The organism is Sphaerisporangium rufum (assembly GCF_016863395.1).
GTDB lineage: Bacteria > Actinomycetota > Actinomycetes > Streptosporangiales > Streptosporangiaceae > Sphaerisporangium > Sphaerisporangium rufum.
In genome coordinates this window covers 1-17,886 of record NZ_BOOU01000004.1, presented here as the reverse complement: position 1 = coordinate 17,886, position 17,886 = coordinate 1, and the positions used below count along the sequence as shown (strand labels likewise).

The 17,886-nt window shown below is 72.0% G+C and carries 12 protein-coding genes and 1 other RNA gene; 8 read left to right on the top strand and 5 right to left on the bottom strand.

Going from position 1 to position 17,886, the window contains the following annotated elements; all coding sequences use genetic code 11:
• Positions 1–25 precede the first annotated feature (25 nt).
• On the bottom strand, positions 26–1,492 hold the full coding sequence (locus tag Sru01_RS01675) for an FAD-binding oxidoreductase (protein ID WP_203982021.1): 1,467 nt from the start codon (positions 1,490–1,492) through the stop codon (positions 26–28).
• A 518-nt stretch (positions 1,493–2,010) separates the two neighbouring features.
• On the opposite strand from Sru01_RS01675, the gene Sru01_RS01670 reads away from it, so the two are divergent.
• Entirely contained in the window at positions 2,011–6,870 is a 4,860-nt protein-coding gene (locus tag Sru01_RS01670) for an NAD-glutamate dehydrogenase (protein WP_203982020.1), read from the top strand.
• 28 nt (positions 6,871–6,898) lie between these two features.
• Here the strand turns inward: Sru01_RS01670 and Sru01_RS01665 are convergent, their stop codons facing one another.
• On the bottom strand, positions 6,899–7,963 hold the full coding sequence (locus Sru01_RS01665) for a DUF8094 domain-containing protein (RefSeq protein ID WP_203982019.1): 1,065 nt from the start codon (positions 7,961–7,963) through the stop codon (positions 6,899–6,901).
• 92 nt (positions 7,964–8,055) lie between these two features.
• Here Sru01_RS01665 and prfB point away from each other — a divergent pair, with 92 nt between their 5' ends.
• The 7 genes from prfB (at position 8,056) to Sru01_RS01630 (ending at position 16,191) form a co-directional block, all read left to right on the top strand.
• Positions 8,056–9,174: a peptide chain release factor 2 gene (gene prfB / locus Sru01_RS01660; protein ID WP_203982018.1), complete on the top strand. Its 1,119-nt coding sequence runs from the start codon at positions 8,056–8,058 to the stop codon at positions 9,172–9,174.
• A 480-nt stretch (positions 9,175–9,654) separates the two neighbouring features.
• A complete protein-coding gene (gene ftsE, locus Sru01_RS01655) occupies positions 9,655–10,344 on the top strand; it encodes a cell division ATP-binding protein FtsE (protein ID WP_184939289.1) in 690 nt (229 codons plus the stop codon).
• Positions 10,345–10,378: 34 nt separating this feature from the next.
• The gene (gene ftsX, locus Sru01_RS01650) at positions 10,379–11,287 is read left to right on the top strand and encodes a permease-like cell division protein FtsX (protein ID WP_203982017.1); all 909 of its coding nucleotides are present in this window, start codon (positions 10,379–10,381) and stop codon (positions 11,285–11,287) included.
• A gap of 22 nt (positions 11,288–11,309) precedes the next feature.
• Positions 11,310–11,777 (top strand): SsrA-binding protein SmpB, encoded by a 468-nt coding sequence (gene smpB, locus Sru01_RS01645; RefSeq protein WP_203982016.1) that lies wholly within the window; start codon positions 11,310–11,312, stop codon positions 11,775–11,777.
• 5 nt (positions 11,778–11,782) lie between these two features.
• Positions 11,783–13,672 (top strand): penicillin-binding transpeptidase domain-containing protein, encoded by a 1,890-nt coding sequence (locus tag Sru01_RS01640; RefSeq protein ID WP_203982015.1) that lies wholly within the window; start codon positions 11,783–11,785, stop codon positions 13,670–13,672.
• Positions 13,673–14,021: 349 nt separating this feature from the next.
• Positions 14,022–14,398, top strand: a transfer-messenger RNA (tmRNA) gene (gene ssrA / locus Sru01_RS01635).
• A 245-nt stretch (positions 14,399–14,643) separates the two neighbouring features.
• Entirely contained in the window at positions 14,644–16,191 is a 1,548-nt protein-coding gene (locus Sru01_RS01630; protein WP_203982014.1) for an amidohydrolase family protein, read from the top strand.
• Positions 16,192–16,213: 22 nt separating this feature from the next.
• Here Sru01_RS01630 and Sru01_RS01625 read toward each other — a convergent pair whose 3' ends face one another.
• The 3 genes from Sru01_RS01625 to Sru01_RS01615 all read right to left on the bottom strand — a co-directional run.
• Positions 16,214–17,125: a WXG100-like domain-containing protein gene (locus Sru01_RS01625; RefSeq protein ID WP_203982013.1), complete on the bottom strand. Its 912-nt coding sequence runs from the start codon at positions 17,123–17,125 to the stop codon at positions 16,214–16,216.
• Positions 17,122–17,454 carry a WXG100 family type VII secretion target gene (locus Sru01_RS01620; RefSeq protein WP_203982012.1) on the bottom strand — a complete coding sequence of 111 codons (333 nt, stop codon included), beginning with the start codon at positions 17,452–17,454 and terminating at the stop codon, positions 17,122–17,124. The genes Sru01_RS01625 and Sru01_RS01620 overlap by 4 nt, the downstream gene beginning before the upstream one ends.
• A gap of 92 nt (positions 17,455–17,546) precedes the next feature.
• Positions 17,547–17,886 (bottom strand): S1C family serine protease (locus Sru01_RS01615; RefSeq protein ID WP_203982011.1); only part of this gene is annotated, 340 nt, incomplete at its 5' end.

The window sequence follows — 17,886 nt, the reverse complement described above, 5'->3', positions numbered from 1 at the left end:
CCTGGCCACCGGCCGGGACGGCGGCTCAGACGGCCTGCGGGAACCGGAACAGCCGCCCGGGGTCGTAGGCGGCCTTGACCCGGGCCAGCCGGCCGGCGTTGCCGCCGTAGTAGGCCCGGCGCCAGTCGCGCAGCGCGGGGTCGATGTAGTTGACGTAGGCGTGCTCGCCGAAGTGCGGCGCCATCGCGGCGTGCGCGGCGCGCAGCCAGCCGGCGGCGCCCTGGCGGTGGGCGTAGTACTGCACGCTGAACAGCGCCGTCCGGTGCGGGAAGGCGGTCGCGTCCGGGCGGATCCGGCCGACCGCGCCGCCGAGCGCGTCCAGCAGCACCGAGTGCCGGCCGGGCCGGGCCACCTGGTCCACCAGCGCGGCGACGCCGGCGGCGGGTAGCGGGCGGTAGGCCAGGTGCGAGCGGGCGCCGAACGCGTCCCGCGGGAAGGTGCCGTCCGGGGTGCGGCCGGGCAGGTCGCCGGCCCGGTGGCACTGCGACACCGTGCGCGAGCCGCAGCCCGCCTCGATCATCATCGCCCGCCGGTGGGAGGTCTGGGTGAGCGAGCGGCTCGCCGGCGCGCCGATCCGGTCCACCAGCGGCGCGAGCAGGCGCGCGCACTCCGCGCGCGACCCCAGGTGCACGCCGATGATCCGCAGGTCGGGCGCGGGGTCGTGCCCGAGGTGCAGCGCCGACCACAGCTCGTCCGGCGCGTGCGGCGCGAAGGACTGCCAGGCCGCCAGCGCCCGGCGGGCCCACGACCAGGGCCATGACAGCGAGAACACCGTGACGTCCCGGGTGCGGTGGGTGCGGAAGGTGAAGGACACCGCCACCCCGAAGTTGCCGCCCCCGCCGCCGCGCGAGGCCCAGTACAGGTCGGGGTGGTGGTTGGCGTCGCAGTCGAGCACCCGCCCGTCGGCGGTGACGACGCGCACCGACTCCAGCACGTCGCAGGTGAGCCCGTACCGGCGGGAGACCACGCCGATGCCCCCGCCCAGGGTGAGCCCGGCGATGCCGACGGTCGGGCAGGTGCCGGCCGGGATGCTCACGCCGCGGGCGGCCAGCCGGTCGTAGACGTCGATGAGCTGGGCGCCCGCGCCGATCGTCGCGCGCCCGCCGGTGGCGCGCACGGCGTCCATCGGGGACACGTCGATCACCAGGCCCGTCCCGGTGGACCAGCCGGCGTAGCTGTGCCCGCCGGACCGGGCGGTGACCGGCACCCGGAACCGGCGGGCGAAGGCCAGGCACTCGGCCACGTCGGCGGGGTTCGCGCAGTAGGCGACCCCGCCCGGCCGGATGTGGTCGAAGGACGGGTTGTACAGGCGGCGGGCCGCGTCGTAGGCGGCGTCGCCCGGCCGGATGAGCCGGCCGGCCAGGCCGGTGCCGAGCGATCTCCAGTCGGCGGGGGCCGGGCCGGTGCGGGCCGCGGTGCCGCCGGCCGCGGCGACCAGCGGGAGCGCCGCCGAGGCGCGGAGCAGGTCACGCCGGTCGAGTGCGGGGTTCATGGGGGTTCCTCCCGCGGGGTGAGGGGAAAGTAGCTCTCATCCAGAGAGACGGCCGGTATCGAGCGCTGGTTCAGCGTGGATCGGCGGCCGGCGGCCGGCGCGCCTAGTGGTCTGGCGCTACATCAGGTGATATGTCGGATTTTCACGAAGTTGACGTTTTATGAGTGATGGGCTGATATCGGGTACGGCGGGGTGCATGGCCCGGTCAATGGCGACCGGACGGGACCGCCCGCCGGCGGAGGTATCGGAATGTCGGGGAGCACACCCCGCGACCTCGGGAGAACCGGGGACGCGAGCGACATCGGGGGCGCCGCCCTCCGGTGGCGGCGCGGTCCGGCGCGGGCGCGCCTGTGGGATGCTTGTCCGGCCGCTCCCTCCTTTCCTTCGCCGTGGACGCCGCGCGTGCGGCGCGCCCGCGCGCCCATGCCCGTGTCCGCGCGCGTGAAGCCGCGGGACCGGCGGTGATCCCGGTGGACCACCCGAAGAACGCGAAACCCTCACAAAGGAGTGAGAGCGACATGCCGCTCGACGAGGCGAAGGACCGCCTGCTGCGGACAGCTGCCGAACAATGCGCCGAATCCCCCGAGGGGGACGGGCTGGACGCCGGCGGGATCCAGGCCTTCCTGGCGGCCTACTACCGGCATGTCGCCCCCGAGGACGTACTCGACCGCGACCCGGCGCAGCTGTACGGCCCGGCCATGGCCCACCGGCGGCTCGCCGCCTACCGGCCGCAGGGGCGCGCCCTGGTGCGAGCCCGCACCCCGGTGGCGGCCGAGGACGGCTACGAGCTCGGCCGCTCGGTCGTCGAGGTGGTCACCGACGACATGTCCTTCCTGGTGGACTCGGTCACCATGGAACTCGACCGGCGCGGCATCGGCGTCCACCTGGTCGTGCACCCCCAGATGCGCGTCCGCCGCGACATGACCGGCCGGATGCTCGGACCCGAGCAGGCCGACCTCACCGGTCCGCTGCTCGCCGAGTCCTGGATGCACCTGGAGATCGACCGGCAGTCCGACCCGCAGGTGCTCGCCGCCCTGGAGAAGGACCTGCAGCGGGTGTTGTCGGACGTCCGCTCCGCGGTCGAGGACGGCGCCAAGATGCGCGCGCTCGCCCTGCAGATCTCCGCCGACCTGGAGACCGGTCCGCCGCCGCTGGCCGGCCCGCTGGTGGACGACAGCCGCGAGCTGCTCTGCTGGCTGGCCGACGGCCACTTCACCTTCCTGGGCTACCGCGAGTACCGCCTGGAGGAGTCCGAGGACGGCGACCGGCTGTACGCCCTGCCCGGCACCGGGCTCGGCATCCTGCGCGCCGACAAGGCGGGCTCGGACAGCTTCGCGGCGATGCCGCCGGAGCTGCGCGCCAAGGCCCGGGAGAAACAGCTGCTCATCATCACCAAGGCCAACAGCCGGGCGACGGTGCACCGGCCGGCCTACCTGGACTACATCGGCGTGAAGATCTTCTCGCCGGCGGGCGAGGTGGTCGGCGAGCGCCGCTTCCTCGGCCTGTTCACCCACGTGGCCTACAGCGAGTCGATCTCCCACATCCCGGTGCTGCGCCGCAAGGTCGCCGAGGTGCTGGCCGAGACCGGCCTGTCGCCCGACAGCCACGACGGCAAGGACGTGGTCGAGATCCTGGAGACCTATCCCCGCGCCGAGCTGTTCCAGATCTCCGCCGCCGAGCTCGCCCCCATCGTCCTCGGGGTGCTGCGGCTGCGCGAGCGCAAGCGGGTCCGCCTGTTCCTGCGCCGCGACGACTACGGCCGCTCCATCTCCTGCCTGGTCTACCTGCCGCGCGACCGCTACACCACCGACGTGCGCATCCGCATGCAGCAGATCCTGCTGGAGGCGCTCGGCGGCGTCTCGCTCGACTACAGCACCATGATCGGCGAGTCGCCGCTGGCCCGCCTGCACGTCGTCATCCGCGGCGAGCGCGGCCGGCCGCTCGCGGTGCCCGGCGTCGACCTGGAGGAGCTGGAGGCCCGGCTGGCGGAGACCACCCGCTCCTGGGAGGACGACCTGGCCGACGCCATCGCCGCCCAGCGCGGCGAGGTGCGGTCGGCCGCGCTGATCCGCCGGTACCGCAACGCCTTCCCCGAGGGCTACAAGGCGGAGTTCGCGCCGGGAACGGCGGTCGAGGACCTGCGCCGGCTGGAGGACCTGGCCGGCGCCGCCGGCGAGATCCGCATGCACCTGTACGAGCCGCGCGACCAGGAGCACGGCGAGTGGCGGTTCAAGGTGTACCGGCTGGGCGCCGCCGTCTCGCTGTCGCAGGTGCTGCCGCTGCTGTCGCAGATGGGCGTCGAGGTCGTCGACGAGCGGCCGTACCAGATCGCGCCGGCCGGCGGCGAGACCGGCTGGATCTACGACTTCGGGCTGCGCTGCGCCGGCCTGGACGCGACCGGGCCGCGGTTCAGCGGCCTGTTCAAGGACGCCTTCGCCGCGCTGTGGCGCGGCGAGATCGAGCCGGACGGCTTCAATGCCCTGGTGCTCGCCGGCGGCCTGACCTGGGAGCAGGTCCAGATCCTGCGGGTGTACGCCAAATTCCTGCGCCAGGCGGGCACCGCCTTCAGCCGCCGCTACATCGAGAAGGTGCTGCTCGGCAACATCCGGCTGGCCCGGCTGCTGGTCCGGCTGTTCGAGGCCCGGCTGGACCCGCGCCGCGAGGACGACCTGCGCGCCGATCTGTCCGGCGCCCTGCACGAGGAGATCATCGCCGCGCTGGACGAGGTGGCCTCGCTGGACGAGGACCGCATCCTGCGCGCCTACCTGGAGATGATCCTCGCGACGCTGCGCACCAACGCCTTCCAGCGCGAGGACGGCCGGCGCAAGCCCTACATCTCCCTGAAGTTCGACTCCTCGGCGATCAGCGTGCTGCCGCTGCCCCGGCCCAAGTACGAGGTCTTCGTCTACTCGCCGCGGGTGGAGGGCGTCCACCTGCGGTTCGGCAAGGTGGCCCGCGGCGGCCTGCGCTGGTCGGACCGGATGGAGGACTTCCGCACCGAAGTCCTCGGCCTGGTCAAGGCGCAGATGGTGAAGAACACCGTCATCGTCCCGACCGGTTCCAAGGGCGGGTTCGTGGTGAAGAGCCCTCCGAAGGGCGGCCGGGACGAGCTGCTGGCCGAGGGCGTCGCCTGCTACCGCCAGTTCATCTGCGGCCTGCTCGACATCACCGACAACCTGGTCGACAACCAGGTGGTGCCGCCGCCGGACGTGGTCCGGCACGACGGCGACGACACCTACCTGGTGGTCGCCGCCGACAAGGGCACCGCGACGTTCTCCGACATCGCCAACGGCGTGGCCAAGGACTACGGCTTCTGGCTCGGCGACGCCTTCGCCTCCGGCGGATCGGTCGGCTACGACCACAAGGCGATGGGCATCACCGCCCGGGGCGCCTGGGAGTCGGTCGCCCACCACTTCCGCGCGATGGGCGTGGACGTGCAGGCCACCGACTTCACCGTGGCCGGGGTGGGCGACATGTCGGGTGACGTGTTCGGCAACGGCATGCTGCTCTCCCGGCACATCAAGCTGGTGGCCGCCTTCGACCACCGGCACATCTTCGTCGACCCGTCCCCGGACCCGGCCCGCGGCTTCGCCGAGCGGTCGCGGCTGTTCGAGCTGCCCCGCAGCTCCTGGGCCGACTACGACCGAGAGCTGATCTCGGCGGGCGGCGGGGTGTGGCCGCGCACCGCCAAGTCGGTGCCGGTCTCGGCGCAGATGCGCGCCGCGCTCGGCATCCCCGAGGGAGTGTCCGCCCTCACCCCGAACGACCTGATCAGCGCCATCCTGTGCGCGCCGGTCGACCTGCTGTGGAACGGCGGGATCGGCACCTACGTCAAGGCGTCCGGCGAGACCCACGCCGACGCCGGCGACAAGGCCAACGACCCGCTGCGGGTCGACGCGAACCGGTTGCGCTGCAAGGTGATCGGGGAGGGCGGCAACCTCGGCCTGACCCAGCCCGCCCGCATCGAGTTCGCGCTGAACGGCGGCCGCGTCAACACCGACTTCATCGACAACTCGGCCGGGGTGGACACCTCCGACCACGAGGTCAACATCAAGATCCTGCTCGACCGCCTGGTCCGGGAGGGCCGGCTCGACGACACCGAGCGCGACCAGCTGTTCCTCGACATGACCGACGAGGTGGCCGGGCTGGTGCTGCGCGACAACCGGGCGCAGAACGTCGTGCTGTCGGCGGCGAAGGCCCAGGCGCCGGAGATGCTGCACATCCACAGCCGCTACCTGCGCAAGCTGGAGCGCGACGGGCTGGTGGACCGCCGGCTGGAGTCCCTGCCCTCGGACAAGGCGCTGGCCGAGCGCCGGCAGTCCGGACTCGGGCTCACCGCGCCGGAGTTCTCGGTGCTCCTGGCCTACACCAAGCTGCTCGCCGACCACGAGCTGCTGGCCTCCGACCTGCCGGACGACCCGTTCCTGAACTCCTGGCTGGTCTCCTACTTCCCCTCGGCGCTGCGCGAGCGGTTCCGGGAGGCGATGGACGCCCACCCGCTGCGCCGCGAGATCATCACCACCTGCGTGGTGAACGACCTGGTCAACGCGAGCGGCACCACGTTCATGTTCCGCTTCGGCGAGGAGACCGGCGCCTCCACTCCCGACATCGCGCGCGCCTACCTGGTGTCGCGGGAGGTCTTCGAGCTGCCGGGATACCGGCGGGCCGTCGAGGCGCTGGAGCACAAGGTGGACACCGCCACCCAGATCGCCATGCTGCTGGAAGGACGCAAGCTCGCCGAGCGCGGCGCGCGCTGGCTGCTCGGCAACCGGCGGCCGCCGCTGGACCTGGCGTCCACCGCCCGGTTCTTCGCCGAGGGCGCCGAAGGGCTGCTGCCGCACCTGCCCAAGCTGCTGGCCGGGCCGGACCTGGCCGCCTTCGAGGAGCGCCGGGACGGGTTCGTGGCCCGGGGGGTGCCGGCCGACCTGGCCGAGCGGGCCGCGGTGATGGTGCCCGCCTACTCGACCTTCGACCTGGTGGAGATCTCCTCGCGCACCGGCCGCCCGGTGAACGACGTCGCGGAGGTCTACTTCGACCTGGCCGAGCGGCTCCAGCTCGCCCGGCTGCGCGAGCGGGTCATCGCGCTGCCGCGGGACAACCGGTGGAACTCGATGGCCCGGGCGGCGCTGCGCGACGACCTGTACGCCGCGCACGCCGCGCTGACCCTGGACGTGCTGGCGCACAGCGAGCCGGGGCCCACCCCCGAGGAGCGGCTGGCCCGCTGGTCGGAGGCGAACTCGGCGGCGGTGGCGCGGGCGCGGCAGACGCTGTCGGAGATCTGGGAGAGCGACCACTTCGACCTGGCCACGCTGTCGGTGGCGCTGCGGGCGGTGCGCACGCTGGTCGCCGCGAGCAACCTGCCGCACGCCGCGGGCTGAGCCGGTCCGCCCGGCGCCCCCACCCGGCTCAGTCGCCGCTGACCCGGGTGGGGGCGCCGTCGAACGCGATGATCCTCGCGGGTTCGGCGGCGCCCTTGCGGCGCACGTGGCTGATGTACTGCTGGGTCTGCTCCACGCTGAGCCTGGACCGCACCACCGGCCGCTTCACCGCCCAGCGCACGTCCTTGGGCACCGGCACCAGCCCGAAGGCGTTGTCGGTCTTGGCCTGGGTCAGGGTCTTGCGGGTCAGCGAGTAGAGGATCAGGGCGCCGCCGTCGGCGGTGCGCAGCGCGTAGATCGGGAAGGTGGTGGCGGCGAACAGCGAGTCGTACAGGAAGCCGCGCCGCTTGGCGTCCGGGGTGATCTTCTGCACCTCGGCGAAGTAGCCGGTGGTCTGCGGGCCGGCCGCGATCAGCCCGGCGGCGAACCCGCCCGGCCCCTCCTCGGCGATGGTCGCGTGCAGCGGCGCCATCAGGTGCGGGCTGATCGCCGTGGTGGAGTCGCGGGTGGACAGCGCGGTGGCGTAGCCCTCGGCGTCCCGCGCCACCTCCGGCAGCGAGACGCCGGGGTAGAGCAGCGAGGCGAAGCTCAGCTGCCACAGCGCGGTGTCCGACTCCTTCATGAACACCAGCACCGCGGTCCGCGGGTGGCCGCCGCCCCGGTCGCGGCGCTCGGCCACCGCGGCGAACCACAGCGGGGGCCGGACCAGCCGGGGCACCAGCAGCTTCGGCTCGCCCCAGGTGAAGCGGCGGGGCGCCAGGCCGGTCGAGCGGAACTGGGCCGAGATGATCGACCGCTGCCCGTCGCGGGTCTGCAGCAGCGCGTCCCGCTCGCCGCCCGCCACCCGCAGCACGTCGTCGGCCGCCAGGATCTCCCGGGTCACCCGGGCCGCCTCGGCCGCGGTGACCGCCGGCCCGGTGGCCGAGGGGGACGGCGAGACCGGCGGGCCCGCCGAGGCGGCCGGGGACGGCGTCACCGGGACGGGGGAGGCGGCGGCCGGGGCGGCACCGTTCCGGCTGCACCCGGCCGCGAGTCCGACGACCAGCATGGCGGCCGGCAGCGACGCCAGGGCGACGCGCATCGCCTTGCCCATCCTGCCTCCCCGCGGCCGCCCTGCTCCGGCGACCATGCTAGCCACGCCTGCCACGCGCGAGATGGCACCGAGGTCGCGTACGCTTGGCGGTTGTGGCAGCCATCGATCCCGCAGAACAGATCAGCGAGCTTACCGGCACCCTGCGAAGCATCCAGGACGTGCTCGATCTCGACGTCATGCGCAAGCAGGTCGCCGAGCTGGAGGAGCAGGCTGCCGCGCCCGACCTGTGGAACGACCCCGAGCAGGCCCAGAAGGTCACCAGCCGGCTGTCCCACCTGCAGGGCGAGCTCAACCGGGTGGAGGGCCTGGCCCGCCGGGTCGAGGACGTCGCGGTGCTGCACGAGCTGGCCGAGGCCGAGGAGGACGCCGACACCCGCGAGGAGGTCGAGCGGGAGCTCGCCACGCTGCGCTCGGACGTCAACGCGCTGGAGGTCCGCACCCTGCTGGCCGGGCCGTACGACGCGCGCGAGGCGCTGGTCACGATCAACTCCCAGGCGGGCGGGGTGGACGCCGCCGACTGGGCCCAGATGCTGATGCGCATGTACTTGCGCTGGGCCGAGCGCAAGGGCTACGGCACCGAGGTCTTCGAGACCTCCTACGCCGAGGAGGCCGGCATCAAGTCGGCGACCTTCGCCGTCAAGGCGCCCTACGCCTACGGCACGCTGCGCGGCGAGCACGGCACCCACCGGCTGGTGCGCATCAGCCCGTTCGACAACCAGGGCCGCCGGCAGACCTCCTTCGCCGGCGTCGACGTGGTGCCGGTGGTCGAGCAGACCGATCACATCGACATCAACGAGGACGACCTGCGGATCGACGTGTACCGGTCGTCCGGGCCGGGCGGCCAGGGGGTCAACACCACCGACTCGGCGGTGCGCATCACCCACCTGCCCACCGGCATCGTGGTCTCCTGCCAGAACGAGCGCTCCCAGCTGCAGAACCGCGCCTCGGCGATGACCGTGCTGCAGGCCAAGCTGCTGGAGCGCAAGCGGCAGGAGGAGGCGGAGAAGATGTCAGAGCTACGGGGCGAGACCACGACGTCCTGGGGCACCCAGATCCGCAACTACGTGCTGCACCCCTACCAGATCGTGAAGGATCTGCGCACGGCGGTCGAGGCGGGCAACCCCGCCGCGGTGCTGGACGGCGACCTGGACGCCTTCATCGAGGGGGAGATCCGCTGGATGCGCCGGCAGGAGTCGGGCGCGGCGAGCTGACCGCGGACCGGCCCGGGATCGCCCCGGGCGGGCCGGCGCGGCCGGCCGGTCAGGTGCCCGACAGGTGCCGCAGCGCGAGCGTACCAGCGAGTAGGACAATCAAGACAATCGCTATGACCGTCGGCGAAAGTCCCCCGAAACCTGGGTGGTGCACCCGGGCCCGGCCGGCCCGGCAGGCCGGGCAGCGTCCCTCGACCACGGGGCCGGCGCACTGGGCGCAGATCAGATGTTCGCAGCTCACGGGACGTCTCCCTCTCCACGATGGTCGCTTCCCCTGCCGGTCGGCGACTGTGGAATCGTTTTGTTTCCGTTATGGACGTTCCATGCCAGTGTTACCCCTAGACTGAGCCTCGGCCAACCGGAACGTCGATCAATAGTAAAGAGCGGCGCCCCCCGGCCGGCAGCAGCGCGAGCGCGGTCCGCCAGGGACCGCGTCCCGCGACCGTCCCAACCCCTAGACTGGCATGCCGTGATGCGCCTGTGATCCATTTCGATAATGTCACCAAGGTCTACGCTAACCAGAACCGGCCCGCTCTCGACCACGTCAGCGTTGATGTGGACAAGGGCGAGTTCGTGTTCCTGGTGGGTCCTTCGGGCTCGGGAAAGTCGACCTTTCTCCGGCTCGTGCTCAAGGAAGAGCGCCCGAACTCCGGGGCGATCCACGTCGCCGGCAAGGATCTGGCGCGCCTGTCGAACTTCAAGGTGCCGCACCTGCGCCGCCGGATCGGCTGCGTGTTCCAGGACTTCCGCCTCCTGCCCAACAAGAACGTCTACGAGAACGTGGCGTTCGCGCTGGAGGTGATCGGCAAGCCCCGGCGGTTCATCCGCAAGGTGGTGCCGGAGGTCGTGGAGCTGGTCGGCCTGGAGGGCAAGGCCCACCGGATGCCGGACGAGCTCTCCGGAGGCGAGCAGCAGCGGGTCGCGATGGCCCGCGCGTTCGTGAACCGTCCGATGATCCTGCTGGCCGACGAGCCCACGGGCAACATCGACCCCGCGACCAGCATCGGCATCATGAAGGTGCTGGACCGCATCAACCGGACCGGCACCACCGTCGTCATGGCCACCCACGACGCCGCGATCGTCGACTCCATGCGTAAACGCGTGGTCGAGCTGGAGGACGGCAAGATCGTCCGCGATCAGTCGCGCGGTGTCTACGGGCAGGCGTACTGATCACCAAGCGAGAACGACAGGGGACACCCAGAGCATGCGGGCAAACTTCATCTTCTCCGAGGTCTGGATCGGCCTTCGCCGCAATCTGACCATGACCATCGCGGTCATCGTCACCGTGGCCATCGGCATGGCGCTGCTCGGTATCGGGCTCATGATCAACGCGCAGGTCGGCAGCATGAGCAACTACTGGTCCGACAAGGTCCAGCTCTCGGCGTTCCTGTGCAAGAAGAACGACGCCTTCGAGGCGTGCAAGGGCCGCGGCGCGGTCAGCGCGCAGGAGAAGCAGCAGCTGGAGGCGCAGATCAAGGGCCTCCCCCAGGTGGACCGGGTGTTCTTCGAGGACCAGCAGAAGGCCTACGAGAACTTCAAGGCCGCCTACAGCAGCAACAGCGTGTTCCTCAACGCCGTCCGGGTGGAGGACATGCCGGAGTCGTTCCGGGTCAAGCTGAAGGACCCCAACGAGTACAAGGCCGTCTACGACGCCCTGGCCGGCGCGCCCGGGGTGTCCAACGTGGTCAACGACCAGGAGTTGCTGGACAAGTTCTTCGGGCTGATGGAGAAGTTGCGCTGGGCGGCGCTCGTGGTGGCGCTGATCCAGGTGTTCGCCGCGATCCTGCTGATCGGGAACACCGTGCGGTTGTCGGCGTACAACCGCAGACGGGAGACCGGCATCATGCGGCTGGTCGGCGCCTCCAACCTCTACATCCAGATGCCGTTCGTCATGGAGGGCACCATCGCGGGCCTCATCGGCGGGGTGATCTCGGCGGTGATGCTCATGCTCGCCAAGATCGTGCTATTCGACGGCATGAACAACTACTTCGTGCTGTCCACCCAGCTGACGTGGAGCGAGGTGGCCCAGGTGATCACGCTGACCACGGTGATCGGTGTCGTCATCTGTATCATCGCCTCCTTCTTCACGCTTCGGCGGTACCTGAGGGTGTGACGACCCCCGGTAGGCTCGGCACATGCCACGTGAGACGGGCCGCAAGAACATCGCCCAGAACAAGCGTGCCCGGCACGATTTTCACATCGAGGACACCTACGAGGCGGGGCTGGTCCTGATGGGCACGGAGGTGAAGTCGCTCCGAGCCGGACGGGCGAGCCTCGCCGACGGGTACGCGATGGTGAAGGACGACGAGGTGTGGCTGATGAACATCCACATCCCCGAATATCACATGGGCACCTGGACCAACCACGCCGCACGGCGTCCCCGCAAGCTGCTGCTGCACCGCCGGGAGATCGGCAAGATCATCGCCAAGACCAAGGAGTCCGGGCTGACCCTGGTCCCGCTCGCGCTGTACTTCAAGGACGGCCGGGCCAAGGTCGAGATCGGCGTGGCGCGCGGCAAGAAGACCTGGGACAAGCGGCACGACCTGGCGGAGCAGCAGGCCAAGCGCGAGATGGCCCGGGCCCTGCGCCACCGCAACCGGTGAGGTCGGTGGCATCCTCCGCCCGGCGGGCGCTGGCCGCCGCGCTGTCGCTGGCGGCGCTGGCCCCGGCGACGGCCTGCTTCGCCGAGCCGTCGCCGCACAACGCCGTCGGGGAGTTCCTGGTCGGCTGGCAGACCGGCGACTTCGCGGCCGCCGCGCGGCGCACCGACGGCGACCCGGCCAAGGTGGCCAAGGCGCTGGAGCAGGCCGGCATGCAGCTGGACGCGGCCTCCATCCGCTTCTCGCTGCACGGCCTGCGCACCGACGGCGACAACGCCGACGCCGCCCTGCGGGTCTTCGTCGACCTCGGCGACAACAACCCGCTGTGGCGGTTCGACAACCATCTGCCGCTGCACCTGGTGGACGGCACCTGGAAGGTCCGCTGGTCGCCGGGCGTGATCCATCCGCAGCTGCGCGAGGGCCAGCGGTTCGCGGTCAAGATCTCCCCGGAGAGCCGCAAGCCCATCGAGGACCGCACCGGCGAGCCGCTGCAGCAGGAGCAGACGCTGTTCGTCGCGGGCGTGCACCCGTCCGGTGTCCAGGACCCCGAAGGGGTGTGCGAGCGGCTCTTCCAGCTGACCGGGTTCGCCCAGGACCGGCTGCTCAGCCGGATCCGCTCGGCCCCGCCGCAGGACTTCGTGCCGCTGGTCACCTTCGGCGCCAAGAAGTACGCCCAGCTGAGCGACCGGCTGGACGAGATCCCCGGCCTGCAGGTCAAAAAGCAGCCCCAGCCGGTGGCACCGGCCCAGCCCGCGGACATCATCGGCCGGGTCAGCGCGATCACCCCCGAGTCCGAGCAGCAGCTCGGCGGCCCGCAGCTGGCCGGCGACACGGTGGGGCAGAACGGCCTGCAGAAGGCCTACCAGGACCAGCTGACCGGCTCCACCGGCACCAAGGTCATCACCTATGACCTGAAGACCAACGAGCAGGTGGCCGAGCTGGCCTCCTGGCCGGGCCGCCGCGGGGTGCCCTCGGTGCGCACCACCCTGGACCGCGGCGTGCAGATGGCGGCGGACCTGGCGGTCAACGGCGCCGGCCCGGCCGCGCTGGTGGCGGTCCAGGCGTCGACCGGCAAGATCCTCGCGGTGGGCTCCCAGCAGCTGGACCAGGAGACCGACGCGTTGAACGGCCGGTTCCCGCCCGGCACCACATTCTCGATCATCGCCGCCGACGGCCTGCTGAAGGCCGGGCTGGACCCCGGGCAGAAGGTGCCCTGCCCGGCCGACCGCACGGTGGGCGGCGCCCGGTTCCAGCAGACGGCCGCGCCGGCGGGCACCTCGCCCAGCGTCACGACCGGGTTCGCCTACGGCTGCGTGACCGCGCTGGCCTCGCTGGCCCGCCGCATCGACACCACCGCCCTGGCGGAGGCCGCCGGTCGGTACGGCATCGGCCGCGAGTGGTCGTTGCCGCTGAGGTCCTTCAGCGGCCAGGTTCCGAAGGTCACCGGCGAGGCCGGCAAGGCCAAGGTCATCGCGGGCCAGTCGGTGCGGGTCAGCCCGCTGTCCATGGCCCTGGTCGCCGGCGCGCTGGCCTCCGGCGCCTGGCGCCCGCCGTCCCTGGTCACCTCGCCCGCCTCACCCGACCTCGCCGCGGACGTCAAGCCGGTGGCCCAGCCGCAGCCGATGCCGCTCGACCCCAAGACGCTGCCCGAGCTGCGCCGGCTGATGCGGGCCGGGGTCACCTCCGGCTCGGCCGCGGCGGCGGCGGCGCCCGGCGAGCCGGTGCACGGGGTGGTGTCGACGGTCCGGTTCGACGACGGCAAGCGCCGCCGCGAGCTGTCCTGGTTCGTCGGCTGGCAGGGCGACGTCGCGGTGTCGGTGCTGCTGGAGGCCGCCGACCCGGCCGCCGCGGCCCGGGTCGCCGGCCGGTTCTTCCGCGGGGCCGGCCAGACCGGCTGACCCCGCCGGCCGGCCGTCGCGCGCCTGTGATTCGGCCTGACCGAAATTAGGGGCACGGCGAGCAACCATCGGGGCCGTTCCGCGCGTCTTTCTGAGTGACTGGGCACCGCTTGGGGGTTGCGGACTCAGTCGCCGTGATGAGACCAGGGCTTCATCTCGGGGGAGGCCCTGCCGTCCGGACCGGCTCGACCCTGCCGGTCGGCCCCCGGGGCGTGCGCTTCGTGCCGCGCTCCGGGGGTTTCGGCATGCCAGGCGCCGGGCGGGGAATCAAGTTGGCGCCGGCGGTGTTCTGTGGAGTATCGTCAGGTCGCCGGCCTTCGCGCAAGGCGGGCGGTTGACAACTCAACAGGGGGGTGACTGGTTTCGACTTCGACATGTCGCGCCAGGGGAAGCGGGTCGAGGACTGCGGACATAACCTCGTTAATCCTGTGACCGCAAAAAACAAGTGCCAATTCTACGCGCACTCAGGGCCAGATGGCCCTCGCCGCCTGAGCGAGGACCTCGCCCTTGTCAGCCCGGGAGCGCCTCCGGCCCGGATCTGGCATCGCTAGGAGGCTCAACCTCTCGACCCGGTCACGGGGCCGATAGGGAAACCTAACAGTGACTGAGCCCGTCGGTGACTCGCCTGCGAGATCACCGGGGCCGAGAAAAGCGCAGCAGGCTGCACCCGGAGAAGCCCTGTCGTGGTGTTGAAGGACGCGGGTTCGATTCCCGCCACCTCCACCCCTTTGCCGGCCTCGCCGCCACGGCTCCGCACGCGGAGCGGTGGCGGCCGGGCCGGGTGATGACGGCGGTGTCCATGTGGACACCGCCGTTTTCGCATGTCCGGCCATCCGCGCCGGGCCCGATCCGGTGGACCCCACCAGTGGGGTAGGGCAGGCCCTACCCCCGCTCGGCCGGTGGCCCTGATCGCCGGCGCCGCGCGATCCGGGCAGGCTGTCGGCGTACGACGGACAGCTGAGGAGCCGGATGTGGCAAGTGATGTTTCGCGGCGGGCGGTACTGGCAGGCGTGGCGGGCGCGGCGGCGGGTGTGGTGCTGAGCGAGGGGCGGGCCGCGGCCGCCGGGCGGCCCACCGGTCCGGCGGGGGGCCAGGTCCTGGCGATCACCCGGGTGACCGTCATCGACGCGACCGGCCGGCCGGCCGCCCGCGACATGACGGTGCTGGTCCGCGGGGACCGCGTCGCCGAGGTGGGTCCGGTGCGGTCGGTGGCGGTCCCGGCGGGGGCGACCGTCGTCGACGGGCAGGGCCGGTACCTCATCCCCGGGCTGGTGGACATGCACGTCCACTCGACCGAGCTGGAGCGGATCTATCCGCCGCTCTACCTGGCCAACGGGGTCACCACCGTGCGCGAGATGAGCGCCAACCCGGTGCTGAGCGGGTGGCGCCGGGAGGTGGAGGCCGGCACCCGCCTCGGCCCGCGCTCGGTCATCGGCAGCCGGTTGATCGACGGCGCGCCGTCGCTGTGGGAGGGCATCGGGCCGCCGTACGTCAGCGTGGCCGACGCCGGGGAGGCCCGGGCCGCGGTCCGGCAGGAGAAGGCGGCCGGCGCCGACTTCATCAAGACCTACACCCGGCTGAGCCGGGCGTCCTTCCTCGCCCTGGCCGGCGAGGCGCGCCGGCAGCGGATCCCCTTCCTCGGCCACGTGCCGGACTTCGTCTCCTTCGTCGAGGCCAGCGACGCCGGCCTGCGCACCATCGAGCACCTGTTCGCCGTCTGGTTCAACACCACGCGCGACGAGCGGCGGCTGCGCGCGGCGATCGCCGACGTGCCCGTCGGGCCGGGCGACTACGCCGGCTGGTACAACCGCATGCACCCCCTGGAGTACGAGGCGGCGCGCGGCTACGACCGGGTCAAGGCCGCGCGGGTCTTCCACCGCCTGGCCCGCAACGGCACCCGGCTCACGCCCACGCTGACCAACCACCGGGTCGTCGACGTGACCTCCGAGATACCGGCCGACGACCCGCGGTACCGCTACCTCCCCCAGCAGATGCGGGACATGTGGGCCTGGCAGCTTCAAGAGGTGTACCTGAAGGGGCGCCCGGCCGAGCACGCGGCGACCCGCCGGGAGCTGTTCGAGCGCCGGCTCCGCCTGGTCGCCGAGCTGGACCGCGAGGGTGTGCCGCTGCTGGCGGGCACCGACACCGGCACCGCCTACGTGATGCCGGGGTTCAGCCTGCACGACGAGCTGCGGCTGCTGTCGGAGGCGGGGCTGAGCGGCATGCGCGTCCTGCAGGCCGCCACGGCCGAGCCGGCCCGGCAGCTCGGCCGGCGCGACCAGGGCACCATCGAGCGCGGCAAGGTCGCCGATCTCGTCCTGCTGGCCGCCGACCCGCTGCGCGACATCCGCAACACCACCCGGATCGAGGCGGTCGTCGTGCGCGGCCGGCTGATCGACGAGGAACGGCGGCGCCGCATGCTGGACGACGTGCTGGCGGCGGCGAAGGAGCCCATGCCGGCGTCCACGGCGGCGGCCGGCTGCGCCTGTCACGGTGGCGCGACCCCGCCCCGCGGCTGAGATCGGGGGAGGGACGGCCAGGTCAGCGTTTCGGCGGGTAACCGGGGTCCTTGCCGCGCTGGCCGGTGCCGATGAGCAGCTTGGCCACCAGCTGGCTGGTGGTCGGCAGCACGTCGGTGCCCGTCTTGCCGCTCTCCACGTTATAGGCGATCGTGTAGGCGGTGGAGCCGGCGTAGAACGAGGCGTAGTCACCGAGGTCGTTGTTGCGGAACACCTTCTGCATCGGCCCGAGCTTGGTGAGGTCCCAGACCCCGAAGAAGACCAGGCAGGCGCCGAAGTCCTTCAGCGTGGCGAGCGCGTTGTCGCCGAGCGAGCCCTGGTCCACGCCGTTGACCCCCCGGGCGGCGACGGCGAGGGCCTCGTCCCCCAGCGCGAAGACGGCGCTGCCGACGACGTAGCTCTCCATCTTCGACGTGACGATCTTCCCCAGGGTGCGTTCCAGAGCCCGGAGCAGCACCTGGGCCACGACCTTCCGGTGCAGCCGGTCGATCAGCCATTTGGCGAAGAGGCTGCCCGTCCAGGGCCAGGACGCGGCGAACAGCAGCTGGGCCCAGCTGGCGTAGGCCATCGCGCGGAGCGCCCGCTGCGCGCTCTCGAGCGCGTCGGCATAGTCCTCGCAGCCCTGCGCCACCCGCCGGCAGTAGTTCGCGACCTCCCGCGGGTAGGTCCCGACACCACCGGACGGTGCGCCTTGCCACACCGCCTGGAACGCTTCGGTGCCCTGGCTGGGGTGCTCGGTCCAGACCCGCGACGCCACCCGGGTGGCGTCCTGGCCGATCCGGTCGATCTGATCACCGAGGGATCGCCAGACGACCGCGGCCTCCCGGGCGCCGTCCGGATCGCCGTCCGGCCAGTCGGCCATGATGGTGAACTGGACGAAGCCCGCGATGCCGTAGGCGGCCGCCGGGAAGAGGGCGGATCGGCCCGGCATCATCGGGGCGGCTCCGGCAACCGGGCCATCGACGCCCAGTCGGTGACCTCGATGTCGTCGGCGATCCGGGCCAGCCGGTGGCGGATGCCGGTGTACGCCGCCGCCAGCGCGCGCAGGTCCCGGGGGAGTTCGTCCTGGATGCGGTCGTAGCCGGGCCCCTGGCCGTCACCGCGATGAAACGCCTGGCCGGCCGGGCTGTTCCCCCAGAAGGGGCCGATGGCGGCCAGGCGCTGCTCGGCCGCGCCGACCGCCGCGCCGACATCACCGGCGAACATGTCGAACCGACCGGCTAGCAGCCGCAGCGCATCCGGGGTCACGTCCAGTACTCGCATGGCTCATAATCTACTATTTACCTACCGGTAAACCAGCAAAATCTGGCACAAATGCATCGTTACTAGCCATCCCTGGTTCCAGGCTATAGCGATCAGCCGCCAGGGAGGGTGCCGAGCGTGACGGTAACCGTCTCGGTGCGGCCGTTCGGGTGCCGCAGGGCCACCCGCGCCTGGTCGCCCGGCCGCAGGCCCGCGACCAGTTCGGTGAGCGTGGACGCGTTGGGGGTCGCCTTGCCGTTCACGCCGGTGATGACATCACCGGCCCGGATGCCGGCCTTCGCCGCGCCGCTGCCCGGCTCCACCCGGGCCACCCCCACGCCGATCGGCCGGCCCTCCACGTCGACCACGGTGTTGATCCGCACGCCCAGCGCGGCCCGGCGGGTGTTCACGACCCGGCCGTTCCGGATGATCTGCTCGGCGACGTCCTTGGCG